Genomic DNA, 24,979 nt, shown 5'->3' with positions numbered 1-24,979 from the left:
CGGGACATGGCGTACGGCCCGGCACACGAGAACAAGGAGCATGTGATGGCGGACAGCGAGCGGCCGGCACCCGACCGGCCCGTCCGGGTCTTCCTGCTGGACGACCACGAGGTGGTCCGCCGCGGAGTGCACGACCTGCTGAACGACGAACCGGACATCACCGTCGTCGGCGAGGCCGCCACCGTCGAGCAGGCCCTGGTCCGCGTTCCCGCGCTCCGCCCCGACGTGGCGGTCCTCGACGTCCGGCTGCCTGACGGCGACGGGGTGACCGTGTGCCGCGAACTGCGTTCGACGCTGCCGGATCTGGCCTGCCTGATGCTCACCTCGTTCGACGACGAGGAGGCCCTGCTGGATTCGATCATGGCGGGCGCCTCCGGCTACGTGTTGAAGCAGATCCAGGGCTCGGACCTGGTCACGGCCGTGCGGACGGTCGCCTCCGGACAGTCCCTGCTCGACCCGAGCGCCACCACCCGACTGATGGCCCGGCTGCGGCAGGAACAGGAGCCGGAGGAGGAGCAGGACGCCCTGCCCGGACTGACCGAACGCGAGCGGGAGATCCTCGCCCTGATCGGCGAGGGACTGACCAACCGGCAGATCGGCCAGCGGCTGTATCTGGCGGAGAAGACGGTGAAGAACCACATCTCCCGGCTGCTGGCCAAGCTCGGCGTGGAACGGCGTATCCAGGCCGCCGTGATCGCCACCCAGGCGCAGGACCGGCTGCGGCGCACGGGCCGCTGACGCCGGGTTCGCCGACCGGTGGGAAACGACCGGGCCGCGCCCGTTAACGTGGACCTGCCGGGACACGCTGCCGGTGGGGCGAGCGAACGGGAGGACCACGGGTGGAGAGCTCCGAGCGGGATGGGGACCCCCGTCCGCTGCTGCCGCAGATGCGGCTGGACGACCTGCTGGAGGAGCTCCAGGCGCGGATCGACGCGGCCCGCGGTACGCGCGACCGGGTGCACAGCCTGCTGGAGGCCGTCCTCGAGGTGGGCCGCGAGCTGGACCTGAAACAGGTTCTGCACAGCATCGTCGACGCCGCGGCGGTGCTGGTGGACGCCGAGTACGCCGCCCTCGGGGTGATCGGCCCCGACGGCAAGCGGCTGTCGGCCTTCCACACGGTCGGCGTCAGCGAGGAGGAGATCGCCCGCATCGGCCACTACCCCGAGGGCCACGGCATCCTCGGGGAGCTGATCCGGCACCCCCATCCGCTGCGGCTGGCGAAGCTGTCCGGGCACCCCGCGTCCTTCGGTTTCCCGGCCCACCATCCGCCGATGAACAGCTTCCTCGGCGTCCCCATCCGGGTCCGCGACCAGATCTTCGGCAACCTGTACCTCACCGAGAAGCGTGCCGGGGCGCAGTTCGACGAGGAGGACGAGTCGGTCCTGTCGACCTTGGCCGTCGCCGCCGGCGTCGCCATCGACAACGCCCGGCTGTACGAGGAGTCCCGGCTGCGGGAGCGGTGGCTGCAGGCGAACACGGAGATCACCCACGCCCTGATGTCCGGCAGCGGCGGCGGTGAGGCCCTGCTGCTGATCGCCGAACGGGCCATGGAGATCACCGGCGCGGCACTCGCCGAGGTGGCGGTGCCGATGGAGGGCACCGCGTCGCTGACCGTGGAACTCGCTCTGGGGCAGGAGGCGGAGGCCCACCGCGGGCTCGTCGTCCCCGTCGACGACAGCCTGCTGGGCCGGGCGTTCACCAGCGCCGCCCCCGTCACCAGCCCGGACGTCTCCTGCGACGAGCGGGTCTCGTCCGAACCACGGCGCTTCGCCGGCCTCGGCCCGGCGGTGGCCGTGCCCGTAGGGTCGGAGGACGGCGTACGGGGCATCGTCCTGCTGGTGCGCGCCGCGGGCCGCGGCGAATTCTCCGAGAAGGAGATCGAGCCGCTGCAGGGCTTCGCCGCGCAGGCCGCCGTGGCCATGGAACTGGCGGAGCGCCGACGCGACGCCGAACAGATCGCGGTGCTCGAGGACCGTGACCGGATCGCCCGGGACCTGCACGACCTGGCGATCCAACGGCTGTTCGCCACCGGGATGACGCTGCAGAGCGCCGGCCGCTTCATCGAGCACAAGGAGGCCGCGGAGCGGGTCTCCCGTGCGGTGGACGACCTGGACGAGACCATCAAGATCATCAGATCGACCATTTTCGGCCTGCGCGCCCACGACGCCGCCTCCGGGACCGGACTGCGGGCCCGCGCCGTGCGGGTGGTCGGCGAGACGGCCCCCGTGCTGGGCTTCGCGCCCAGTGTGCGGATGGAGGGCCTGGTCGACACCCATGTGCCGAAGGAGACCGCCGACCATCTGGTGGCCGTCCTGTCCGAGGCCCTGACCAACATCGCCCGGCACGCGCGCGCCGACCGGGTCGAGGTGGCCCTCGAGACCGACGGCCGCGAGGTACGGCTGACCGTCGCCGACAACGGCGTGGGCATCCCGGAGGGCGGCCGCCGCAGCGGACTGCGCAACATGGCCGAGCGCGCCGCGCAACTGGGCGGCGGCCTGGAGATCGACAGCGCCCCGGACCGTGGCACCACCCTGGTGTGGCGGGTGCCCGTGCGGGAGGGCTAGTACTCCCGCACCCGCGCTTCGCCCCGGTGACCCGGAGTTACAGGTACGTCCGCCCGGTGTGTGTTCCTGTCCCGTACGGGGTACCCCGTGCGGGACCGCCGGAGCCCTCCGCTGGGCCTCCCGGGGAAGGAGCGCCGACGTGACCGGCTGGATCTGGGAGTACGAGGGATACGATCCCGCCGAGGTGCGCCTCCGGGAGTCGCTGTGCACGCTCGGCAACGGCTTCTTCGCCACCCGGGGGGCGCTGCCGGAATGCGCCGCCGACGACGTGCACTACCCGGGGACGTACGCGGCCGGCTGCTACGACCGGCTCGTCTCCGAGGTGGCCGGGAGGCGTGTCGAGAACGAGGACCTCGTCAATCTGCCCAACTGGCTGCCCCTGCGGTTCCGGCTGCCCGGAGAGCCATGGCTCACCCCCGAGACGGCGACCGTGCTCGACCACCGTGAGACCCTCCGGATCTCCTCGGGACTGCTGGAGCGGCTGACCCGGTACGACCTGGGGGAGGGCCGGGTGCTGAGGGTGCGTCAGGAACGCCTGGTGCACATGGCCCACCCCCATCTGGCCGCGCTGCGCACCGAGTTCACGGCCGAGGGGTACTCCGGCGCACTCGAGGTCGAGGCGGCCCTCGACGGCGGCGTCACCAACGCGGGGGTGGCCCGCTACCGGGACCTGGACGGCCGGCATCTGACCCATGTGCACAGTGGCAGCGCGGCGCCGGACACCGTGTGGCTGCACTGCCGCACCCGTACCTCCGACATCCGGATCGCCCTCGCGTCCCGGTTGTTCTCCGAGGCGCCCGTCACCTTCCGCAAGGAGAACCGGCGGGCCGTACAGCTGACCCGGCTGCACCTGACCGCGGGCCGTACGGTGACCGTGGACAAGAGCGTCGCGCTGTACACCTCGCGCGACCCGGCCATCAGCGACCCCCTGCACGCCGCCGTCGACCGGGTGGGGCGCGTCGCCCGCTTCGCGGATCTGCTGGAAGCCCACCGGACGGCCTGGGGCCAGCTGTGGCGCCGGGGTGAACTGGATGTGCCCGGTGAGGCCGGCGCCATTCTGCGCCTGCACCTCTTCCACGTGCTGCAGACCCTTTCCCCGCACACCGCCGACCTGGATGTCGGCGTACCGGCCCGCGGACTGCACGGCGAGGCCTACCGCGGGCACATCTTCTGGGACGAACTGTTCGTGCTGCCCTACCTCAACCTGCACTTCCCCGAGGTCTCCAGGGCCCTGCTGCACTACCGGCACCGACGCCTCGAGCGGGCCCGCACCGCCGCCCGGGACGCCGGTCGCCGAGGGGCCATGTTCCCCTGGCAGAGCGGCAGCGACGGCCGGGAGGAGGCCCAACAGCTCCACCTCAACCCGCGGTCGGGCCACTGGCTGCCCGACCACTCCCGACTCCAGCACCATGTGGGATCGGCGATCGCGTACAACGTGTGGCAGTACTGCGAGGCCACCGGCGACGCCGAGTTCCTGCACACCAAGGGTGCCGAACTGCTGCTGCAGATCTCCCGCTTCTGGGCGGACGCCGCCGCTTACGATCCGCTCCTGGGCCGGTACCGCATCAAGGGCGTGATGGGTCCCGACGAGTACCACGACGCCTACCCCGACGCCGCCGAGCCCGGGCTGGACGACAACGCGTACACCAACGTCACCGCGGCCTGGGTGCTCGCCCACACCCTCGACGTGCTGCGCACCCTGCCCGAGCCCCGCCGGCGGGAACTCGACGAACGCACCGGCCTGGACCGGAGCGAACTCGAGAAGTGGGAGGAGGTCTCCCGAGCCCTGCACGTACCGTTCCACGACGGCGTCATCAGCCAGTTCGAGGGATACGGAAAGCTCGCCGAGCTCGACTGGCCGGAGTACCGGCGGCGCTACGAGGACATCCGGCGCCTGGACCGGATCCTGGAGGGCGAGGGCGACACCGTCAACCGCTACCGGGCCTCGAAGCAGGCGGACGTCCTGATGCTCGGGTATCTGTTCTCCCCGGCCGAACTGCAGGGCCTCTTCCGCCGGCTGGGGTACGAGCTGGACGAGGCGACCTGGCGGCTGACGGTGGACCACTATCTGCACCGCACCAGCCACGGGTCCACGCTCAGCGGCCTCGTCCACGGCTGGGTGCTGGCCCGGGACCGGCGTGCCGAGGCCTGGACGTTCTGTCAGGAGGCCCTGCGCGGGGACATCGCCGACATCCAGGGCGGCACCACCGGCGAGGGCATCCACCTCGGGGCCATGGCGGGCACGCTCGACCTGGTCCAGCGCGGACTGCCCGGCCTGGAGACGCGCGACGGCGGGCTGCGACTGGACCCGGTGCCCCTGCCGGAGCTGTCCTCCTACGGTTTCACCCTGCGCTACCACGGCCACTGGGGCGTCCGGCTGCGGCTGGAGAGCGGACGTCTGGAGATCGCCGTACCGGCGTCGGGCCCCGGGCCCGTCGACGTATGCCTCCCGGACCTCACGGCCCGCCTCCAGCCGGGGGAGACGGGCCATCTGCCCCTGCCGGACTGACGGTCCGGCAGGGAGCGGTCACTTGTGGAACGATATGTACCCGTCGCCGTCCGGGTCGGAGCCGCGCTTGGTGTACGCGTGCACGTCGGCGCGGCTGCCCGTGGGCTTGACGAGGTAGATCGTGTCCTTGTCGTTGTTCCAGATGAAGTTGCAGTTGTTGCGGTAGGCGACGTTGTTCTTGTCGGAGTCGGTGCCGTTGCCGCCGCGCAGCTTCACGTAGTCGCGGGGCTCGAGGTAGTGGTTGGTCCTGAAGACGAACCGGTTGCCGACGGCGTCCTTGACGACGTACCCCTTGAGGTTCACGGTCTTCGTCGACGAGTAGTTCTTGATCGTCAGGTACTCGTGACGGGTGTTGCCCGTGGAGCACTTGTTGGAGTCGGGCCCCGGAGCGTCGTACTGGACGCCGCGGACCTTGAGCGCGGAGCTGTACTCCGCGGCGTGCGCCGGAACGGCCGTCAGTGCGGCCAGGGCCCCCACGGCGGCGGTGGTGGCGACGGCGGCGGTGCGTATGCGCATGAACTCATCCCCCCTGCATGACCCTTGCGTGAGGATCATGTGGTTATTCGGTGAAGGATCGGATAGTACACAACCCGGGGTGCACTCACACCGGCCGGGTCCCGGACCGGGCGGCCCTCACGGCTCCTGTGGGTACGGACGGACCCCGCAGGTACGACGGGCCCTGCGGACACGACGAAGCGCCCGCCCGATCCGTGAGGACCGGACGGGCGCTCGGCGGTACGCCGTCGCGACCGCTGTCAGTTCACGCGCCGCTCTCCCGCAGCATGTCCTCGCGCTCGACGAGCTTCACGCGGTCGCGTCCCTGCGGCTCACCCAGCGCCTTCTCCGCGGCGTCCAGCTTGTACCAGCCGTCCCAGGTGGTGTAGCGGACGGAGTGCTCGGCGAGGAACGCGTCCACGGCCTCGGGCTCGGGCGTCGCGGGCGTCTGCAGGCGTCCGTTCGCGAAGTCGTCCAGCAGGTTCGCCACCGTCTCGTTGGCGTCGCCCTTGGTGTGGCCGATCAGGCCGATGGGGCCGCGCCGGATCCAGCCGGTGACGTACGTGGACGTCAGGTGCTCGCCGTTCTCCTGGAGGACCCGGCCGCCCTCGTCGGGCACGGTGCCGGAGTCGATGTCCCAGGGCAGCTTGGGGAGTTTGTCGGAGAGGTAGCCCACCGCGCGGTAGACCGCGGTGACGTCCCAGTCCTTGAACCGGCCGGTGCCCTTGACGTTGCCGGTGCCGTCGAGTTCGGTGCGCTCGGTGCGCAGGCCGGTCACCTTGCCGTCCTCGCCGAGGATCTCCGACGGCGACTCGAAGAAGTGCAGGAACAGCTTGTGCGGGCGGTCGCCGGCATCGCGGATCGCCCACTTCTCCAGCGTCTTCGCGACCATGTCGGCCTGCTTGTTGCCGCGCCGGGTGGCGATGGACCCCTCGTCGTAGTCGATGTCCTCGGGGTCGACGACGACCTCGATGCTGGGGGAGTGGTCCAGCTCCCGCAGCTCCATCGGGCTGAACTTCGCCTGCGCCGGGCCGCGGCGGCCGAAGACGTGGATCTCACGCGCCTTGTTGGCCTGCAGTCCCTCGTGGACGTTCGGCGGGATCTCCGTCGGCAGCAGTTCCTCCGCCGTCTTGGCGAGGATGCGTGCGACGTCGAGGGCGACGTTGCCGACCCCCAGCACGGCGACCTTCTCCGCCTCCAGGGGCCAGGTGCGCGGCACGTCCGGGTGGCCGTCGTACCAGGAGACGAAGTCGGCGGCGCCGTAGGAACCGTCGAGGTCGATGCCCGGGACGGAGGACATCGCCCGGTCGGCGGTCGCGCCGGTGGCGAAGATCACGGCGTCGTAGAACGCGCGCAGGTCGTCGAGGTGGATGTCGGTGCCGTAGTCCACGTTGCCGAACAGCCGGATCTGCGGCTTGTCGAGCACCTGGTGCAGGGCCGTGATGATGCCCTTGATCCGCGGGTGGTCGGGAGCGACGCCGTAACGGATCAGGCCGAACGGCGCCGGCATGCGCTCGAAGATGTCGATCGAGACACCCGGGTCGGCGGCAACGTCGGACTTGAGCAGGGCGTCGGCGGCGTAGATCCCGGCGGGGCCGGATCCCACGACGGCTACCCGCAGGGGGCGGGGCATGGTCAGGTTCCCTTCGAGCGATGACAAGAGTCTCTCCGGGGATCCTAAACTAAGGCATACCTAACCTGGTACGCGGGTCCGGTCTATGGACTCATAAGCGGGCCTTATGACTTCATGAGCGGATCCCCGGGCAGTCCCGTGGATCACGGGATGGGCTGCTCGGCCCAGATGATCTTACCGGTCGGCAGATACCTGGTGCCCCACCGCTCCGCCAGCTGCGCCACCAGGAACAGGCCGCGTCCGCCCTCGTCGGTCATGGTCGCGTACCGAAGGTGGGGCGAGGTGCTGCTGCTGTCGAGGACCTCGCAGATCAGATTGCGGTCGCGCAGCATCCGTACCTCGATGGGGCTACCGCCGTAGCGGATCGCGTTGGTGACCAGCTCGCTCAGGATCAGCTCCGTGGTGAAGATCAGTTCGTCCAGGCCCCAGTCGGACAGCTTCCGCGCGATCGTGGCGCGCACCTCGGCGACCGCCGCCGGGTCGGACGGCACCGGCCACCGCGCGATCCGGTCCTCGGTGAGCGCCTGCGTACGCGCCACGAGCAGGGCGATGTCGTCCCGCGCCCTGGCCGGACGCCGGGACTCCAGCACGGCCCGGCAGGTGTCCTCGGGGGAGTCCCCGGCCTGGGCCAGGGCCTTGCGCAGCAGTTCCAGACCGACGTCGATGTCGTGGTTCCGGTCCTCGACGAGCCCGTCCGTGTACAGGACCAGCCGGCTGCCCTCCGCCAGCTCCAGCTCGGCCGTCTCGAACGGCAGCCCGCCCAGTCCCAGGGGCGGGCCGGCGGGCACGTCCGCGTACTCCACGGTGCCGTCCGGATGGATCAGCGCGGGCGGCGGATGGCCCGCCCGGGCGACGGTGCAGCGCCGGGTGACCGGGTCGTAGACGGCGTACAGACAGGTCGCCCCGGTCACCGGGGCGCTGTGCTCGTCCTCCGTCTCGTCCTGGTCGATGCGGCCGACCAGCTCGTCCAGCAGGCCCAGCAGCTCGTCGGGCGGCAGGTCGAGCGCCGAGAAGTTGTGCACCGCGGTGCGCAGCCGCCCCATGGTGGCCGCCGCGTGCAGCCCGTGTCCGACGACGTCGCCGACCACGAGCGCGACCCGCGCACCGGACAGCGGCAGGACGTCGAACCAGTCGCCGCCGACCCCGGCCTGCGCGGGCAGATAGCGGTAGGCGATCTCCAGGGCGCTCTGCTCGGGCAGGCTGCGCGGCAGCAGACTGCGCTGGAGCGTCACCGCCATGCTGTGCTCGCGCGTGTACCGGCGGGCGTTGTCGATGGACACCGCGGCCCGCGCGACCAGCTCCTCCGCCAGGGCCAGCTCCTCCTCGTCGAACGGCTCGGGCCTCTTGGCGCGCCAGAAGCTGACCACGCCCAGCACCAGGGAACCGGCCCGCAGCGGCACGGTGATCAGCGAGTGGATGCCGTACTCCACGATCTGCCCGGAGCGTTCCAGGTCCTGCGCCCGCCACCCCGGAGCCTCGCTCAGCCGGGGCTCGACGAACGAGCGCCCGGAGGCCAGGCTGCGGCCCTGCGGGGACGAGCCGACGAACCGGGTCTGGGTACCCACCGGGTACAGAGGGGCGTCCTCGTGGATACCGGCCGACGCCGTGCGGCGCACCGACCCCGCCACGTCCGGCTCACCGCCGGCCAGCACCGTCTCGAACAGGTCCACCGTGGCGAAGTCCGCGAACCGCGGTACGGCCAGTTCCGTCAGCTCCTCGGCCGTGCGGGCCACGTCCAGGCTGGTCCCGATGCCCACACCGGCGTCGTAGAGCATGTCGAGCCGCTCCCGCGCGGTCTCGGCCCGGCCGGAGAGGGCGCGCAGTTCGGTGGAGTCGCGGACCGTGGCGACGCTGCCGGGCGGGCCCCCGGCACGGTCGGTGGAACGCTGGTTGACCGCCAGCAGCCGGTCGCCGACCCGGTGCACCTCGTCCGTGGCGACCCGCCCCGAGGACAGGAGGTCGGCGGTGACGGGGTCGAGGGAGAGATCGAGCACGTCGCGGCCCTCCGCGTCCTCGGGCAGGCCGAGCAGCCGGTGCGCCTCGTCGTTGGCGAGGAGCAGGGTGCCGTCGTCGTCGACGATGACCACGCCTTCCCGCACCGAGTGCAGCACGGCGTCGTGGTGCTCGTACATGCGGGTCATCTCGTGCGGGCCCAGGCCGTGGGTCTGCCGCAGCAGACGCCTGCTGATCAGGGCCGCGCCGGTGGTGGCCAGCACGAGTGCGGCGGCCCCCGCGGCGAGGACCAGCGGCAACTGGTCCTCGGCGACACCGCCGACGTTCTCGATCGTGATGCCGGCCGACACGAGACCCACCACGACGCCGTCGGGATTGTTCACCGGCACGACGGCCTGGACCAGCGGGCCGAGGGTGCCGGTGATCTCCTCGGTCACCGGCCGTCCGGCCAGCGCGGGCTGGAGGGTGCCGACGAACTTCTTGCCGATCCGGTCCGTCCTGGGGTGCGTGTAACGGATGCCCTCGGTGTTCATGACGACGACGAAGTCGACCTCGGCCTGTTTACGGATGGCCTCCGTGCGCGGCTGGAGGAGGAGGGTGGGGTCGGGGGATTCGAGTGCCTCGACGATGCCCGGCGAGTGGGCCAGGGTCTCCGCCACGGCGAGGGAACGGCTGCGGGCCTCCAGCGTGCTGTCGTGCCGTACTTGCAGCACCAGCGCGACCACGGCGGACACGACCAGCAGCAGCACGATCACGACATGCAGGATGAAGACCTGTCCGGCGACGCTGCGTGCGCTCAGCAAGGACCGGAGCCACTCCGGTGGGCGCCACCGCGGACCACCGCCCCCCTGCCGCTGTTGACGTACGGAGGCCGTGGTGCTGGGCCGCTGGGGCGACCGGGCCGGGGATCGACCCATCAGTCGGACCATGTGCCGAGCTTACCTACAGGCCGGAACCGCGTGCTTTCGGCCGGGCGGGGGACGACGAGGCCGGGAAACGAGCGGGCCGCACCGGGGCGGCCCGCACATGTCGAAAGCGCCGGGTCCCGATCGACGTGAGGGCGAAGGCGGTACGTCCCACGACTTCAGGAGGATCCATCGTGACCGTGACTGCGGACATGGCCGTCTCCCCCGACGGCTACGTGGCCGGCGCCGGTGTCGCCCCCGGCAACCCAGGAGGCGACGGGGCCGAGGTGCTCTTCGGCTGGATGCACGACCTGGCGAGCCGGCGGCAGCGCCAGGGTCTCCCCGGTGGCGAGGAGAACCGCGACTCCGCACTCGTGCGCGAGTGGTTCGATGCCACCGGAGCGGTGGTCATGGGCCGGACGATGTACGAGCTGGGCGAGGAGTTCCGGGGGGACGATCCGCCGTTCCGCACCCCGGTCCTCGTGCTCACCCACCGGCCCCGGCCGGCCCTGGTCAGGGAGGGCGGCACCACCTTCACCTTCGTCACCGACGGCATCCGCAGCGCCCTCGACCGGGCGAAGGCCGCCGCCGGGGACGGGAACGTCGACATCGCGGGTGGGGCGAGCACGGTGCGGCGGTACCTCGGGGAGGGGCTCGTCGACGAGCTGCAGCTGCACGTGGTGCCCGCGCTCCTCGGGGACGGGGATGCGGCTCCTTCGGGACGGGGAGCGCCGGGCGGCGGGCCCTCGAGATGGTCAGGGTGGTCGAATCACCCGTCGCCACCCACCTGAAGTACCGCTTCGTGAAGTAGCCCGGAACGGATCGCTTCCCGGTACGGGCGGTCGGCCCGGAACGGCCCTACGGGCCGCGCGACCGGTGGTGCGTTACCGGTCGCGCGGCCCGCTCCCCGTGCCACGGGCCCCTTCGGCGCTCGTCCCCCACGGCGCTCGAACGGGGCTCATTCGGCCAGCGCGCGGGCCAGCTCCGTCGTGGCACGGGCGATCTTGGTGTCCTGGTCGTCCATCAGGCGGCTCAGGTCGCCCCGCCGGGCGCGCACCGCCTGCCGGGCGGCCCGCTCCCAGACGACCGGGTTCTCGCGGTGATTGAGCAGCTTGGGATACGCGGCGGCGGTGCTCTCCCACTGCCGGGCGTCGGCGATGGCCTTGAGCAGCTGGATGATCCCGGCGCGACAGGTCACATGCGGCAGTTGCGCCAGCTCCCAGAGGAAGGGGACCGTGGCGGCCGTCGCCTGCTCCACCACGAAGCCGTACTGGCAGATCCGTTTCCGCAGATCCTCCAGGGCCGACCGGGCCGTTTCGGCGTCCCCCCAGGCGATGCCGTTGAGCAGCAGGGGGATGGCCGCCGCGGATCCGGTGGAGTCCTGGATGTCGCGCCACGGCACGCGGGACAGTGACGTGAGCGGTGTCGTACGGGCCATTCCGGTCGGGGACGTGTGGCGCACAGGGCGCTCGCTGCTCGGCTGTTCCGTAGAAGCGCTGCGCATCGCGTGGGTGCCTTTCGCGGCGGTCGTGTCGAGTGGGGGGAGGGTCAGGTGGACGGCCGGGCCGGGCCCGTCCTGCCCGCCGGGGGCATCGGCGCCGGGAGAGCCCCCGCGCCCGGTCTCCCGGTCTGCTGCGGCACCGCGCCGAGCAGGAGGGTCCCGACAGGTGAGGCCGGGAGGCGGCCACCCGTCCGTACGGCGGCGCCGGCGGTCGACCGGATCACTTGGTGCACAGGTGAGGACACTCCCTCTCCCCCGATGCGACGTCAGGACAGGGCGCCAACAAGGGGGTTGACGCTCCGGCTATTATCCACGCTGAGAGCGCTCGTGTGCAATTGCACGAGAAATTGCGTGAAGTTTTTTTCGGGGCGGACCGGGGTGGATCGGATGTGATCCGGCTCGGCCCGCCCCGGCGAACGGCCGGGCACCGCCCGGCAGTACACAGGAACAGCAAGGAGGCTGCGGTGCCAGGAGTGCGCAACGGAGTGCGGGCGAGTTCCTTGGACGCCTGCTGGGTCAAGAGCCGGTACAGCAACGCCGAGGGCAACTGTGTCGAGGTGGCACCGCTGAACGACGGGGGTGTGGCGATGCGCAACTCCCGCGACCCCGACGGGCCCGCGCTGGTCTACACGTCGGCGGAACTGGCGGCATTCCTGGCCGGCGCGAAGGACGGCGAATTCGACCACCTGGTCTGATGCACCCGTGCGGTGCGAACAGGTTGGCGCGATGCGGCAGTCCGGCTCGCTCCGTCGCGGCGACGCGCAACCGGAGATGCGCAACCGGGGAGGCGCAGCCGGATGAGGCGAAGCGGAGTTCAACTACCCAATTCTGCAAGGCTTCTGTGGGGTGCCTACGCTGCGGCTCGCTGGGATGCGATAGTGTAAACCGCCCTTGTGCCGGTCTGCTGGGAGTCAGGATGTCCGCCGCGTCGCATCGTATCTCCCGTCTGGAGCCCTATCTGGAACGGCCCGAGCCGGCTCCGACCCTGCTGAAGATGCTGGTCGGCGTGCAGTTGGCGGGCTTCCGCGAGGACGCCGGGCTGGCCCAGGACCAGGCGGCGCGCTCCGTCGGCTTCAGTGCGGCGAAGCTGTCCCGCATCGAGTCAGGCAAGGGCCGCCGCCCGCCCACCGAGAGCGACATCCGGGCCCTGCTCGAGCTGTACGGCACCGACGACTACGAGGTCTCGGTGCTGGTCAAACTGCTCCGGCGGGCCGGAGAGCCGGGCTGGTGGCAGAGGTACGACAAGCGGCTGATGCCCGAGTGGTTCGACCGGCTGGTCGGACTGCAGGAGGCCGCCGCCACCATCCGTACCTTCGAGATCCAGTACGTCCCCGGCCTGCTGCAGACCGCCGCCTACACCCGTGCGGTGGTGGAGCGCGGCCTGCCCAACGCACCGGCGGGCGAGGTGCAGCGACGCATCGAACTCCGTATGCGGCGGGCCGAGTTGCTGACGCGGGACGGCGCCCCGCAATTGTGGGCGGTCATCGACGAGTCGGTTCTGCTGCGCGTGCTGGGCAGTGCCGAGGTGATGCGCGAGCAGCTCGCCCACCTCATGCGGATGGCCGAGCGCCCCAACGTCACGCTGCAGATCGTGCCGTTGAGCGTGACGAACGCGTCGGCTCCCGCCATCCCGGTGACGTATCTGCGCTTCGGCGGCCTCGATCTGCCCGACGTGGTCTACCTGGAACACATCAGGAGCGCCAACTTCCTCGAGGACCTCGACGAGACGGAGGAGTACCGGATCGCGCTGGACCGCCTCGCCGACGAGGCGCTGCGGCCCCGTGAATCCCTGGATCTGCTGCGCGCCACGATGCGGGACCGCTACCCGGAGCCGCAGTCCGGGTCGTAGCGCCTGGGGCCGGAACGCCGTACGGACGCACCTCGCCCGCTCCCGGACCAACGGGAACGGGCGAGGTGCGTCCGCGGCCGCGCCTCGGCGGCACGCGTGCCGCCGAAAACCTACAGCGGTATCCGGCCCACGCCGCCGAACTCGATCCACTCCTGGGTGAGCTGACGGGGCGCCACCTCGGTGTCCGGACGCCAGGTGGAGACCTCCACCAGGCCCGGCTCCAGGATCTCCAGGCCCTCGAAGTACGAGGCGACGTCGCTCTCCTGCCGCACCCGGCCCCAGTGCCCCTGGGTCGCCCGGTCCATGAAATCGGTGACGGACCTGCGGACCTCGGGGTCCTCGCTGACCAGCTGGCACATCACGAGGAAGCTGCCCGGCGCGAGCCGTTCCCGGACCCGGCGCGCCACGGAGATCGGGCCGTCGGTGTCGTTGTCCGGGATGCAGTGGAACACGCTGTTGAACAGCACGCAGGCCGGCTGCGAGAAGTCGATCAGGCGCTCCGTCTCGGCGTGGTCGAAGATCGCCTCGGTCTCCCGCATGTCGGCCTGTATGACCACCGTGCGCTCGTCCTGCTCCAGCAGTGCGCGCCCGTGCACCAGCACCATCGGGTCGTTGTCGACGTACACCACGTGGGTGGTCGGGTCGATGCGCTGGGCGACCTGGTGGACGTTGTCCTGGGTGGGCAGACCGGAGCCGTGGTCGAGGTACTGCCGGATCCCGTACTCCTGCGTGAGGACCCGGACGACCCGCTGGAGGAAGCGCCGGTTGTTCAGGGCCAGACGGCGCGTACTGGGCACCACCCGGTCGAGCTCTTCCACGGCGGCACGGTCGGCCGCGTAGTTGTCCTTGCCGCCCAGGTAGTAGTCGTACATGCGCGCGGCTGTCGGCACGGTTGCGTCGATCTCGGTGGACAGCTGATTGCCGGTGTGCATCGTTCCCCCTGCGGAGTGCCGCGCCAACTGGACTGGCTGGACAGGGAGTACATCCTAGGGAGCCCCGCGCGAGTCGGACCAGCCCATCGACGAACAAGGCCCCGAAGGAATGGCGGACCATCGTTGTCATGACCCGGTGTCGCCGGGTGGACGCATTGCGTCAACGCCCACATCGGCGCAGGTGTGCCGGTATCGTCGGGTTCGTCCCCGTCGACGCGCGTGACGGGTGAGGCCGGTCGGCCGACTCAGCCGCTTCCCCGGGAGGAGCCATGGACGTCATGGACGACTACTACGACCTGGGTACCTACCGCCGCCCCGTGACGACCGCCGTGGATGAGGCCCAACTCTGGTTCGACCGCGGTTTGTTGTGGGCCTACGCGTTCAACCACGAGGAAGCGGTCGCCTGTTTCGAGAAGGCTGCCGCGGCCGACCCGGACTGCGCCATGGCCTACTGGGGCATCGCCTATGCCCTCGGCCCCAACTACAACAAGCCCTGGGAGGCCTTCGACGGCGACGACCTCGTCCGCAGCGTCGAACGCACCCATGCCGCGGTCGAATCGGCGCACGAGAAGGCCGCGGGAGCCACCCCTGTGGAGCGGGCCCTCATCACCGCCCTGCGCGCCCGCTACCCCCAGGGGCAGGTCGTCGAGGACTGCTCGGTGTGGAACGAGCCCTACGCGGACCGCATGCTCGCGGTGTACGAGAGCGCCCCCGACGACCCGGACGTCGCCGTGCTCTGCGCGGACGCCCTGATGAACCTCACTCCCTGGCAGCTGTGGGACCTGAGGACCGGCCGCCCCGCCGCGGGTGCCCGCACCCTGGAGGCCAAGGCCGTACTCGACCGGGCGCTCGCCGGTGACAGCGGCGCCCGGCACCCCGGCGTCGTGCACCTGTACATCCACCTGATGGAGATGTCCCCCACGCCGGAAGCGGCCCTCATGGTCGCCGACCGGCTGCGCGGCGCCGTGCCCGACGCCGGACATCTGCACCACATGCCCTCGCACCTCGAGGTGCTGTGTGGCGACTACCGCCGGGTCGTGTCCGACAACACCCTCGCGATCGCCGCCGACGAGAAGTACCTCGCCCGGGCCGGGGCCATGAACTTCTACACCCTCTACCGTGCCCACAACCACCACTTCAGGATCTACGGCGCCATGTTCGCGGGTCTCTCGAAGATCGCCCTGGACGCCGCTGCGCAGCTCGAAGCCTCCGTCCCCGAGGAACTGCTCAGGGTGCAGAGCCCGCCGATGGCCGACTGGCTCGAGGGCTTCCTGGCGATGCGCTTCCACGTCCTGATCCGCTTCGGCCGCTGGGACGACATCCTGGCGCTGCCGTTCCCCACCGACCCGGCGTTGTACTGCGCGACCACCGCGATGCTCCACTACGCCCGTGGCGTCGCCCTCTCGGCGACCGGCGACGTCGAGAGGGCCGAGGCCGAGCGGGAGAGCTTCCGCGCCGCGGTGGGCCGGGTGCCCGGGACGCGGATGCTGTTCAACAACACCTGCCAGGACATCCTCGCCATCGCGACCGCGATGCTGGACGGCGAACTCGCCTACCGCAAGGGCGCCTACGACGAGGCGTTCGCCGCACTGGAGCGGTCCGTCGAACTGGACGACAACCTTCCCTACGACGAGCCCTGGGGCTGGATGCAGCCCACCCGGCACGCGTACGGGGCCCTGCTGCTGGAACAGGGGCGGGTCGACGAGGCGGAGGCGGTCTACCGCGCGGACCTCGGTCTCGACTCCACCCTGCCCCGGCCGCTGCAACACCCGGGGAACGTCTGGGCGTTGCACGGCTTCCACGAGTGCCTGACGCGTACCGGCAGGACGGCGGAGGCCACGCTCGTGGCCCAACAGCTCAAGGCGGCGGCGGCATTGGCGGACGTACCGATCGAGGCGTCCTGCTTCTGCCGGCTGGACACCCGTGCGACGGCCTCCGGCGCGGACGGGGACACCGGTGGGGGCGGGTGCCACTGCGCCTGAGCCGCAGACCCCGGTACGACCGGACGCCCCGGCGCCGGAGCGTTCGGTCGTACCGGGGCACAACGGTGTGCCGGGTCGTCAGCCGGCTTCCACGACCTCCTGGAACGACTCCATGCAGGGGAAGCAGTGGCGGTCCGTCGCGTCCCGCCGACGGGGTTCGTCCTCCTTCTCCACTCCGCACAGCGTGGTCGTTCTGTCGGTGGTCAGAACATGCCACACAGGCTCCCCCGAAGTGTCCGCACCGCACCACATCTCGTGCATTCCCAGCTCCCTCCGGGTAGGCAGGCCGCTTCCATACGAGCACGGCGCGGGCCGATGCGACGTCCGGAGAGGGCCATGCGGGTGATGTGGGGGGCGGGTGCGTTTCCGTACGCCGGTCACCGTCGGCGCCGACTCCGACGGTGACCGCACCTGCTCCTCTTCTCCACCCCGGCTCCTCTCGCGCATACGGTGCCGGCCACCGCTGCCCCGCCGCTCCGGCCGCCGACCACCGCTCCGCCCGCTGCCCCGCCGCCCCGCCGACGGGCCGGTGCGCCGTCGGCCGGCGGAGCGACGAGACCGGTGAGATTGCCGGTCCGCGCGGACTCCTTCCTCTCCGACAGTGGCAACCGCCAGCCCATCGGCGGCGCCCACGGCCGGCGCACGGTCACATCCCACGTCGTACCCGTGCACCGGCCACCGGGCGGCCCGCCGCCACAGAGAGGACTCCCCGCCGTGCAGCAGCACCCCCACACCAGCACCGCAGGCCCGACCGCGCGCCCCTCCCGCACCCGGCGCGGCCGGACCGGACGGTTCGCCGGACTGGCCGCGGCCGTCGCCGCCGTCGTCGGCCTGAGCACCCTCACGGGTCCCGGCGCCCACGCCGCGGCCAACCCCTACGAGCGCGGTCCGGCGCCGTCCCAGTCCAGCATCGAGGCGCTGCGCGGCCCGTACTCCGTCTCCGAGACCTCGGTCTCCTCGCTCTCCGTCACCGGCTTCGGCGGGGGCACCATCTACTACCCGAGCAGCACCGCCGACGGCACGTTCGGCGCGATCGCCATCTCACCCGGCTTCACCGCCTACGAGTCCTCCATCGCCTGGCTGGGCCCGCGCCTGGCCTCCCAGGGCTTCGTCGTGTTCACCATCGACACCAACACCACCCTCGACCAGCCCGACTCCCGCGGCGACCAGCTGCTCGCCGCGCTGGACTACCTCACCGGACGCAGCGCGGTCCGCAGCCGTATCGACAGCAGCCGCCTCGGCGTCATGGGTCACTCGATGGGCGGCGGCGGCAGCCTCGAAGCGGCGAAGGACCGTCCCTCGCTCCAAGCGGCGATCCCGCTGACCCCCTGGAACCTCGACAAGACGTGGCCCGAGGTCAGGACCCCCACCCTGATCTTCGGGGCCGACGGCGACACGGTCGCCCCGGTCTCCACCCACGCCGAGCCCCTCTACACCGGTCTGCCGTCCTCCCTCGACCGGGCCTACCTGGAACTGAACAACGCCACCCACTTCACGCCCAACTCCAGCAACACGACGATCGCGAAGTACAGCATTTCCTGGCTGAAGCGGTTCATCGACAACGACACCCGCTACGAGCAGTTCCTGTGCCCGCTGCCGCAGCGGAGCCTCACGATCGCGGAGTCGCGGGGCAACTGCCCACACACTTCCTGACATCCCGTCGGACACCGGCAGGCTCCGGTGGCGGCCCGTGCACGATGCGGGCCGCCACCGGCGTTGTGCGCGTGCACCACCGAAGGATCGTCCGCTTGGGCGGCGACACACGCCGCCCGCCGCACACATTGTGAAAAGCCCCTGGTGGAACGGCGGACGGGCTGCCTCCGGCACCCGGACGGACACCTTCCACCGCTTCTTACGCGTAAGTAACGTCGCGGAAATGACCGGACAGACGACCCGTGGATCCGCTCCGCTCCGGTACCGCGCGGGACCCCGACGGCAGACATTTGCCACGCTGCTGGACGGACTGCGCACCGACGGCGGCGCCCATGTCGTGACCGGCGAACCCGGTGGCGGCCGTACGGCCTTCCTGGAGTTCGCGGCACGCACCTTCCGCGCCGGACCGGTGTGGCACGTCCGTGCCGAACCGGCCTGTTCCCCGCAGCCCCACAGCGGTCTGCGCACCCTGTGGCGCGCCGCCCGCCACGCCGGGCGCGTCCCCGGCGACGGCACGGCGGGGGAGGTGCTCCTGGACATCCTGCGGGCGGCGTCCGCGCGTTCACCCCTGCTGGTGTGCGTGGACGACGTGCACCTGTGGGACACCGCCTCGCGCGCCGCGCTGGGCCGGGTGGCCGCACGGGTGCACACGGCGGACGGCGTTCACCGGGTGGGCCTGCTCGTCACCGTGCCCGGACACCGGCCCGTGGAAAGGGAATGGGCGACACTGCCGGTGCTGGAACTCACCCCGCTCACGCCCGGGGACGCGGCGGGACTGCTGCACGATCTGACGGACGGTGCCGTCGACCCGGGCGTCCGCGAGGAGCTGGTGACCGAGGCGCAGGGCAACCCCGCGCTGCTGCTGGCCCTGGCCCACCGGCTCTCGCCCGCCCAGCTTCACGGCGACCACGCGCTGCCCCGCCCCCTGGCCGACGCCGGGACGCTGACCGCCGTCGCGGGCGGATGTCTGAGCGGGCAACGGCCGGACCGGGCCGACCTGTTGCTCGTCGTCGCGGCGGCGATGCGTGCCACGGGGGAGCAGGACGCCGAGGCCGCACTCGTAGGGCGGGCGACGAACGGCCTCGGCGGTCGGGACGAGGACGTACCTCCCGAACCGTCCGAGCTACCGCAGGCGTCCGAGCTGCTCGCGGTCCCCGGGGGCCGGCTCCGGTTCCGCAGCCCGCTGGTCGGCAGGGCGGTGTACGCCGGTGCCCCGTCCGAACGCCGCCGTGCCGCGCACCGCTCGCTGGCCGCGGCACACCCCGCACCGCACGGCGTGCCCGCACTGCTGCACCACTCGTGGACCGCTCCCGGACCCGACGCGGTGCTGGCCGCCGAACTGGAGGCCGCGGCCGCCGACTCGGCCTCCGGCACACCGCCCGCCCTGCGCCGCACGGCCCGGGTGCGTGCCGCCGAGCTGACGCCGGACGACGTGCTGCGGGCGCGGCGTTACACGGCCGCCGCGGAACAGGCCCTCCTCGCCGGGCAGCCGCCCGAGGCCCTGCGGCTGCTCGACGCCGCAGGGAGTCGGCCGGTGCCGGCGCCGGTACGCGGCCGCGCCGAACTCCTGCGGGGCAGAGTGCTCCTGGCCGACGGTCCGGTGGACGACGCCCGGGAGTCCTTTCTGCTGGCCGCCGGCCTCCTGGCGGGACCGGGACCGGCCCAGGCCGACACGGCGGTCCTCGGTGCGGCGGACGCGGCCTGGGCCGCCGGCGACCGGCAGGGCTGCCTCCGCGCTCTCACCCATGACGCCCATGACGCCCACGACACTCATGGTGCCTCCGTCCAGGCCGCCGTCGCGGGGGAGTTCGACCTCCGCGCCGCGGGTGCGAACCCGGCGGGTCCGCAGGAGGCGGGGGAACGGGAGTCGCCCGAGGGTCCCTCGGTCCACCGGGGGGCCACCCCGGCGCAGCCCTCCGTTACCCCGTCCGCCCTGCTCCGCGACCACCGGGACGGCATGCGCGCCGTGCTGCTGGGGCGGTTCGACCTCGCCGCCGCCCCGCTGAACCGGGTGGTGGATTGGGGCCGTCCCGCCACCGAGCCCGAACGGCTGCTGCGTTCGGCCGCGGCCGCCCTCATGCTCGGCGACGTCGGCGCCGCCCGCCGGGCCGGGGCGCGGGCCCTGGCATCGGCACGCACCCTGGGCACCGCCGCCCTCGAACCGAGAGCCCTGGAGTACTTGGCCTACGCCGAACTGCGCGCCGGAAGGCACCAGTTGGCCCGGACTCATGCCGAGGAGGGGCTGCGCGCCGCGCGCCGGGCCGGGCAGCGGAACACGGCCGCACACCATCACGCGGTACTGGCGCTGGCGGCATCGATCGAGGGCGCCCGGGCGCGCGTCACCGAGCACGCGACCGCGGCGCTCACCACGGCCCGGCGGCACGGCCTGGCCCAGGCGGCGCTGCTCGCCCAGTGGGCGGCGGCCCGCGCCGACCTGGGCGAGGGCCGTCCCGAGGAGGCCGCCGACCGGCTCGGCCCGCTGGTCCGTCCCGGCGCGCGGCGCGGGCACTTCGCGGTGTGGATGCTCGCCGTCCCCTGCTTCGTGGAGGCCGCCGCACGGGCCGGCCGGCCCGAGGACGCCCGTGCGGTGGTCGAGGACTTCGCGCTGTGGGCCGGCTGCGGCGCCGACCCGCAGGCTCCCGCCCAACTCCTGCGCTGCCGCGCTCTGCTGGCCGCACCGGAGGCAGCCGACGAGCTGTACCTGCGTGCCCTGGACCGGCACGACGAGACGTCCGGAGACTTCGAACGGGCCCGTACCGAACTGCTGCACGGAAAGTGGCTGCGCCGCCGGCGCAGACTGCGCGAGGCCCGCGCACGGCTCGGGGAGGCGCTGGTCGACTTCGAACGCTGCGGCGCGCAGCTCTGGGCGCGCCAGGCGGCCGCGGAACTCCGCGCAGGCGGGGCGGCGCCGAGCGGGCCGGAGGCCGGCGCGGCTCGCCGGCACGGAGCGCGGGACCTGTCCCTGCTGACCCCGCAGCAACTGCGTATCGCGCGGTGTGTCGCCGAGGGGGCCACCAACCGGGAGGTGGCCCTGAGCCTGTCCGTCAGCACCCGTACCGTCGACTACCACCTGCGGAACGTTTTCGCGACGCTCGGCGTCCGCTCCCGGGTCGAACTGGTCCGACTGGTCGAACGGGAGGAAAAGACCGGTGCACAGCTCTAGGGACCGACCGGACGGTATGCCATCCTTCGGGGCAGGACGAGTCGGGTGGCGGCCCGCCCACGGACCTCGCGACCGGCCCGAAGCCGGTACCGGGACCGTCACGCGGGTGCCGCCGGGAAGCCGAGCCTGGGGGAGATGCGCGATGCCACACGCCGTACGGCCACGGAGCCTGCCGCGCCCGGGGCCCGTGCCCGCACCACGGGCGCGGGCACCGCGTGTGCGGTCGTTGATCGACGCCGACGCGCTGAGCGTACTGCACCGGGCCGCCCGGATACTGCTGGACGACCTGCCCAGGCTCTCCGACCAACTGGTCGCCCTGCTCCAGGACCAGGAGCCCGCCTACCGGTCGGCGATCGAGAACGACGCCACCGAGATCTGGCAGGAGGTCCACCGCTCACTGCGGCACAGCATCGCCTCGCTGCTGGATCCGCGCGGTGTCAGGGACGCGGCACGCCGCTGTTCCTGGAAGATCGGCGTCACCCGCGCCGAGCAGGGGCTCCCGCTGGACGCGCTGCTGCACGCCTTCAGGCTGGGCGGCTCCCTGGTGTGGCAGAGCCTGGTGGAGGAGACCTCCCGGGCGGCTCCCGAGGACGTGCGGCTGCTGGTGCACGTGGCGTCCGACGTGTGGAACTTCGTCGACGAGCACTGCACCGTCGTGGCGGACTCCTACCGGCAGACCGAGCGGCAACTGGCCTGGCGGCGGGAGAACAGGGTGCGGCTGCTGGCCGCGGCGCTGCTCGACGGGACCAGCAGGATCGCCGACCTGCCCGAGGCCGCGCTGGCGCTGGACCTGCCGGAGCACGGCCGGTACGTGGTCGTCGCGGTCGCCGGCGGATTCGCCGCCTGTCCCGGTGCACAGGCGGTGCTCGCTCCGGGTGTGCGCGTGCACTGGCACACGGGCGTGGACACCGACCACGGCATCGTCCGGGTCTCCGACGACACGGAGCCGGTGGTGGCGGATGAACAGCCGCCGGGCGTACGGGTGGGTGTCAGCAGCGCCGTCGAAGGCCTCGCCGCGGTGGGGGAGGCACGCAGGCTGGCGGACACCGCGCTGAGCCTGTGCCCGGAGACCGGTGGCACGGTCCGCCTGACGGAACACCTGCCGGCGGCCCTGGTGGTGTCGTCCCCCGACCTCGGCGCGGCCCTGGCCGACCGGCTGTTCGGCCCGCTGGCACGGCTGGAGCCCGCCGACGCGGAGGTCCTGCTGGACACCCTGGCCACCTGGCTGGCCTGCGACGGATCCGCCCAGCGGGCGAGCAGACGCCTGTACTGCCACCGCAACACCGTCCTCAACCGACTGCGCCGCTACGAGCAGTTGACCGGACGTTCCCTCTCCCGCCCCTTCGACCTCGTCGAGGTCACCCTCGCCCTGACCGCCCGCAGGCTCCTTCCGCGCTGACCCGAGCGCCAAGGGCTGTACGGTCAGCGCTCCGGGACGTCCTTGACGAACACGATCCCGTCGGCCTTCTCCACCTGGGCCGGGTCGAAGGGGATGTACCCGAACCAGGGGGACACCCGGGGAGCGGGCGGGCCGGAGCCGAGCAGCCCGGCCAGCCGGGGACCGCCGGCCAGACAGCGGTCCTGCGGGAGCGCGTACAGCAGTCCCTCGACGGTGTCCGCGGGCGGAGTGCCCACGTCCCGGTGCCGGAGCGTGCCGATCGCCGTGGCGAGGAACGCGTACTCCGCGCCCAGGCGGGCGTCGACCAGCGCGCCCGCGCTCCACCACTCCACCGGCAGGCCGCCCACCCGCATCTCGCTCCGGTTCCGCTGGAGATGGACGTTGTGGGCATGGACAAGCGCCGGGCCCCGCTCGGCGACGGCGAGAAGGTTGTCGGCCATGATCAGGTCCCGCAGACCCATCAGCAGCGCCATCCGGACCGGGGACGGGTCGGCCATCGCGTGGTGGTACCGCAGCAGGCCGGTGGCGGTACGCCCGTACAGGCGGGCCCGCTCCCAGGCGTCCCGCGAGGCCGTCCCGAGCAGCTGAGGGCCCCGCGCGTCGAGCAGCGCCACCAGGTCGTCGGCGAGCAGCCGCAGCTCCCCGGCCTCGGCCGAGCGCCCCACGGACCGGGAGGGGTCCCTCATCGCGGCGGGTTCGGTCCAACGGCCGTCCGCTCCGATGAGGCGGTCGAGCGTCTCCGCGGTGCAGGGGAGCAGGTCCGTGTCCACAGCGGCCGCAAGGCAGGCGTGGAGTGCGGTCAGGGCCTGCCGGGGGCTCGCGGCGCCGGTGATCTCCAGCGGGCCGTCGACACCGGCGAAGCGGAGCCGCTCGGAGGCGGGCCGGCCCGTGTTGTACTCCCGCATCCAGCGCACGAGTTCGCGGTTGCCCGCGAAGGCGCCCCACCCGTGGCTGAATCCGCGCTCCATCACCTCGTCGAGGGTGCCCCTGCCCGAGGCGACGTAGTCGTCCACGACCAGGCCCATCAGGCAGTCGCTCTCGACCGCGATCGTCCGGTAGCCCTCCTCTTCGACGAGCTGCCGGAACAACTCGTTGCGCAGGTCCAGCAGAGTGTCCTCGCCGTGGGTGGGCTCCCCGAGGGCGAGCAGTCGTGGCCGGCCGGGGAGCAGGTCCATGGCGGCCGTGGCGTCGACGGCTCGCACGGCGTCCTTCAACTGAGTAGCCATACCCTCAACGCTATCGTTGAACTTTCGGTGGAGACTTTCCCGCGATACGGTCCGCTCCATGGGGCGAAACCCTCAAAGCGATGAACGGCTACGGCCGATCGACCTGGCACGCCGCCACGGTCTGTCCACCCAGGCCGTCAGGAACTACGAACAGGCCGGCATCCTCCCGCCCGCCGACCGCACCCCCCACGGCCACCGCACCTACACCCCGCTGCACGCACGTGCCCTGGACGCGTTCCTCGCCCTGGTGCCCGGCCACGGCCATGCGACGGCGACGGCGATCATGCGGGCCGTGAACCGGGCCGCGGTCGACGAGGCGTTGCGGATCGTCGACGAGAGCCACGCCCGACTGCTCGACGACCGGCGCACACTCCGGGCCGTGGAGAACGCCCTCGACGACCTGGCGCCCGGCACGGAGCCCCGCCCCTCGTCCGGGCCCGGCGGCACGTTCATCGGGCCGCTGGCACGCGAGCTCGGAATCCGTCCCGCGACGCTGCGCAAGTGGGAGCGCGCCGGTCTGGTGAGCCCGCGCCGCGACCCGCTGACCGGCTACCGCGTCTACGACGAGGCCGACGAGCGCGACGCCCGGCTGGCCCACCAACTCCGGCGCGGCGGCCACCTGCTGGAGCAGATCGCCCCGCTCATCGCCCAGGTACGGTCGGCAGGCGGCCTCGAGCCCCTGGAAGCCGCACTCCACGACTGGCACGCCCGGCTGTCCGCCCGCGGGCGCGCGATGCTGACCGGGGCCGCCGAACTGGACGCGTACCTCCGCACACGCGGCTGACCCCCGGCCCCCGGCCCCCGGTGCCCGAAGGCCCTCTCCCGGCCCCGGCCCCGGAATCGGACCCGGCCCCGGACCCGGAATCGGACCCTCGCCGCCCCGGCGCGCCGGATGCGTCGGGCGTGCCTTGAGAGTGCGGATCCGCCGCGGTGTTCCGGCCGCGGCCCCGGCGACGGCACCGTGACGGGCCACCACACCCCCCGGCAGCAGGTCTCGACCGCGGCGTGCGGCGAACACCAGGAGCGCGCGGCCGGCCGCCGTGCCCGAACCGGCTGCTCGCGGGATCCGGTCGCACGCCCCTCCGGGGGTTCTCCTGGGCACCCGCACAACCCCCGCCCGCCCCCGTTGGGACATCGCAGCGAGCGGGGCCGGAAGTCTGTTCGGCGCGCCCGCGCCCGTGCTGTCGTGAGCTCCCCTTCCCGTCGAAGCCGTCG

18 protein-coding genes are annotated in these 24,979 nt (G+C 72.3%); 11 read left to right on the top strand and 7 right to left on the bottom strand.

The features are described 5' to 3' along the window. Positions 1–45 precede the first annotated feature (45 nt). From OHB56_RS03700 to OHB56_RS03690, 3 genes are all read left to right on the top strand, one after another. Positions 46–738, top strand: a complete 693-nt coding sequence (locus OHB56_RS03700; RefSeq protein ID WP_326757270.1) for a response regulator transcription factor — start codon at positions 46–48, stop codon at positions 736–738. A 149-nt stretch (positions 739–887) separates the two neighbouring features. Next, entirely contained in the window at positions 888–2,564 is a 1,677-nt protein-coding gene (locus OHB56_RS03695; RefSeq protein ID WP_406358917.1) for a GAF domain-containing protein, read from the top strand. A gap of 139 nt (positions 2,565–2,703) precedes the next feature. Continuing rightward, the gene (locus OHB56_RS03690; RefSeq protein WP_326756553.1) at positions 2,704–5,073 is read left to right on the top strand and encodes a glycosyl hydrolase family 65 protein; all 2,370 of its coding nucleotides are present in this window, start codon (positions 2,704–2,706) and stop codon (positions 5,071–5,073) included. Between the two features lie 18 nt (positions 5,074–5,091). Here OHB56_RS03690 and OHB56_RS03685 read toward each other — a convergent pair whose 3' ends face one another. The 3 genes from OHB56_RS03685 to OHB56_RS03675 all read right to left on the bottom strand — a co-directional run bounded on the left by OHB56_RS03685 (position 5,092) and on the right by OHB56_RS03675 (position 10,071). Further along, positions 5,092–5,589, bottom strand: a complete 498-nt coding sequence (locus OHB56_RS03685) for a lamin tail domain-containing protein (RefSeq protein ID WP_326756554.1) — start codon at positions 5,587–5,589, stop codon at positions 5,092–5,094. A 244-nt stretch (positions 5,590–5,833) separates the two neighbouring features. After that, entirely contained in the window at positions 5,834–7,201 is a 1,368-nt protein-coding gene (locus tag OHB56_RS03680) for an FAD-dependent oxidoreductase (RefSeq protein WP_406351590.1), read from the bottom strand. Between the two features lie 143 nt (positions 7,202–7,344). Then, on the bottom strand, positions 7,345–10,071 hold the full coding sequence (locus OHB56_RS03675) for a SpoIIE family protein phosphatase (protein WP_406351589.1): 2,727 nt from the start codon (positions 10,069–10,071) through the stop codon (positions 7,345–7,347). 182 nt (positions 10,072–10,253) lie between these two features. Between OHB56_RS03675 and OHB56_RS03670 the strand changes: the two genes are divergently transcribed. Further along, positions 10,254–10,850: a dihydrofolate reductase family protein gene (locus tag OHB56_RS03670; protein ID WP_326756557.1), complete on the top strand. Its 597-nt coding sequence runs from the start codon at positions 10,254–10,256 to the stop codon at positions 10,848–10,850. Between the two features lie 167 nt (positions 10,851–11,017). Here the strand turns inward: OHB56_RS03670 and OHB56_RS03665 are convergent, their stop codons facing one another. Next, positions 11,018–11,563, bottom strand: a complete 546-nt coding sequence (locus OHB56_RS03665) for a hypothetical protein (RefSeq protein WP_326756558.1) — start codon at positions 11,561–11,563, stop codon at positions 11,018–11,020. Between the two features lie 461 nt (positions 11,564–12,024). On the opposite strand from OHB56_RS03665, the gene OHB56_RS03660 reads away from it, so the two are divergent. Both OHB56_RS03660 and OHB56_RS03655 read left to right on the top strand, forming a co-directional pair. Then, the gene (locus OHB56_RS03660) at positions 12,025–12,255 is read left to right on the top strand and encodes a DUF397 domain-containing protein (protein ID WP_406351586.1); all 231 of its coding nucleotides are present in this window, start codon (positions 12,025–12,027) and stop codon (positions 12,253–12,255) included. Between the two features lie 221 nt (positions 12,256–12,476). Next, positions 12,477–13,409 carry a helix-turn-helix domain-containing protein gene (locus OHB56_RS03655; protein WP_406351584.1) on the top strand — a complete coding sequence of 311 codons (933 nt, stop codon included), beginning with the start codon at positions 12,477–12,479 and terminating at the stop codon, positions 13,407–13,409. Between the two features lie 110 nt (positions 13,410–13,519). On the opposite strand, the gene OHB56_RS03650 is transcribed toward OHB56_RS03655, so the two are convergent. Continuing rightward, positions 13,520–14,341: an SAM-dependent methyltransferase gene (locus OHB56_RS03650; protein WP_326756560.1), complete on the bottom strand. Its 822-nt coding sequence runs from the start codon at positions 14,339–14,341 to the stop codon at positions 13,520–13,522. A gap of 278 nt (positions 14,342–14,619) precedes the next feature. Between OHB56_RS03650 and OHB56_RS03645 the strand changes: the two genes are divergently transcribed. Beyond that, entirely contained in the window at positions 14,620–16,323 is a 1,704-nt protein-coding gene (locus tag OHB56_RS03645) for a tetratricopeptide repeat protein (protein ID WP_406358916.1), read from the top strand. A 78-nt stretch (positions 16,324–16,401) separates the two neighbouring features. Here OHB56_RS03645 and OHB56_RS03640 read toward each other — a convergent pair whose 3' ends face one another. Beyond that, entirely contained in the window at positions 16,402–16,542 is a 141-nt protein-coding gene (locus tag OHB56_RS03640; protein WP_234373164.1) for a hypothetical protein, read from the bottom strand. Between the two features lie 495 nt (positions 16,543–17,037). On the opposite strand from OHB56_RS03640, the gene OHB56_RS03635 reads away from it, so the two are divergent. The 3 genes from OHB56_RS03635 (at position 17,038) to OHB56_RS03625 (ending at position 22,538) form a co-directional block, all read left to right on the top strand. Continuing rightward, positions 17,038–17,976, top strand: coding sequence for an alpha/beta hydrolase (locus tag OHB56_RS03635; RefSeq protein ID WP_326756561.1), 939 nt, complete (start codon positions 17,038–17,040; stop codon positions 17,974–17,976). Positions 17,977–18,199: 223 nt separating this feature from the next. Further along, positions 18,200–21,139 (top strand): LuxR C-terminal-related transcriptional regulator, encoded by a 2,940-nt coding sequence (locus OHB56_RS03630; RefSeq protein WP_406351581.1) that lies wholly within the window; start codon positions 18,200–18,202, stop codon positions 21,137–21,139. A 142-nt stretch (positions 21,140–21,281) separates the two neighbouring features. Further along, on the top strand, positions 21,282–22,538 hold the full coding sequence (locus tag OHB56_RS03625; RefSeq protein WP_326756563.1) for a helix-turn-helix domain-containing protein: 1,257 nt from the start codon (positions 21,282–21,284) through the stop codon (positions 22,536–22,538). A gap of 23 nt (positions 22,539–22,561) precedes the next feature. On the opposite strand, the gene OHB56_RS03620 is transcribed toward OHB56_RS03625, so the two are convergent. After that, positions 22,562–23,764 carry an erythromycin esterase family protein gene (locus tag OHB56_RS03620; RefSeq protein ID WP_326756564.1) on the bottom strand — a complete coding sequence of 401 codons (1,203 nt, stop codon included), beginning with the start codon at positions 23,762–23,764 and terminating at the stop codon, positions 22,562–22,564. 58 nt (positions 23,765–23,822) lie between these two features. Here OHB56_RS03620 and OHB56_RS03615 point away from each other — a divergent pair, with 58 nt between their 5' ends. Next, positions 23,823–24,548: a TioE family transcriptional regulator gene (locus OHB56_RS03615; RefSeq protein ID WP_326756565.1), complete on the top strand. Its 726-nt coding sequence runs from the start codon at positions 23,823–23,825 to the stop codon at positions 24,546–24,548. Positions 24,549–24,979: the final 431 nt, after the last annotated feature.

The organism is Streptomyces sp. NBC_01635 (assembly GCF_045209715.1).
Taxonomy (GTDB): domain Bacteria; phylum Actinomycetota; class Actinomycetes; order Streptomycetales; family Streptomycetaceae; genus Streptomyces; species Streptomyces hirsutus.
The sequence above is the reverse complement of the archived record's forward strand: the minus strand, read 5'-3'. Positions and strand labels throughout refer to the sequence as shown.

What these genes read in the sequence shown, in the direction of transcription:
- OHB56_RS03700 (WP_326757270.1), top strand. Translation starts at nt 46, where the DNA reads ATGGCGGACAGCGAGCGGCCGGCACCCGACCGGCCCGTCCGGGTCTTC.
- OHB56_RS03695 (WP_406358917.1), top strand. Translation starts at nt 888, where the DNA reads ATGCGGCTGGACGACCTGCTGGAGGAGCTCCAGGCGCGGATCGACGCG.
- OHB56_RS03685 (WP_326756554.1), bottom strand. Translation starts at nt 5,589, where the DNA reads ATGCGCATACGCACCGCCGCCGTCGCCACCACCGCCGCCGTGGGGGCC.
- OHB56_RS03680 (WP_406351590.1), bottom strand. Translation starts at nt 7,201, where the DNA reads ATGCCCCGCCCCCTGCGGGTAGCCGTCGTGGGATCCGGCCCCGCCGGG.
- OHB56_RS03675 (WP_406351589.1), bottom strand. Translation starts at nt 10,071, where the DNA reads ATGGGTCGATCCCCGGCCCGGTCGCCCCAGCGGCCCAGCACCACGGCC.
- OHB56_RS03665 (WP_326756558.1), bottom strand. Translation starts at nt 11,563, where the DNA reads ATGCGCAGCGCTTCTACGGAACAGCCGAGCAGCGAGCGCCCTGTGCGC.
- OHB56_RS03655 (WP_406351584.1), top strand. Translation starts at nt 12,477, where the DNA reads ATGTCCGCCGCGTCGCATCGTATCTCCCGTCTGGAGCCCTATCTGGAA.
- OHB56_RS03650 (WP_326756560.1), bottom strand. Translation starts at nt 14,341, where the DNA reads ATGCACACCGGCAATCAGCTGTCCACCGAGATCGACGCAACCGTGCCG.
- OHB56_RS03645 (WP_406358916.1), top strand. Translation starts at nt 14,620, where the DNA reads ATGGACGACTACTACGACCTGGGTACCTACCGCCGCCCCGTGACGACC.
- OHB56_RS03630 (WP_406351581.1), top strand. Translation starts at nt 18,200, where the DNA reads ATGACCGGACAGACGACCCGTGGATCCGCTCCGCTCCGGTACCGCGCG.
- OHB56_RS03625 (WP_326756563.1), top strand. Translation starts at nt 21,282, where the DNA reads ATGCCACACGCCGTACGGCCACGGAGCCTGCCGCGCCCGGGGCCCGTG.
- OHB56_RS03620 (WP_326756564.1), bottom strand. Translation starts at nt 23,764, where the DNA reads ATGGCTACTCAGTTGAAGGACGCCGTGCGAGCCGTCGACGCCACGGCC.
- OHB56_RS03615 (WP_326756565.1), top strand. Translation starts at nt 23,823, where the DNA reads ATGGGGCGAAACCCTCAAAGCGATGAACGGCTACGGCCGATCGACCTG.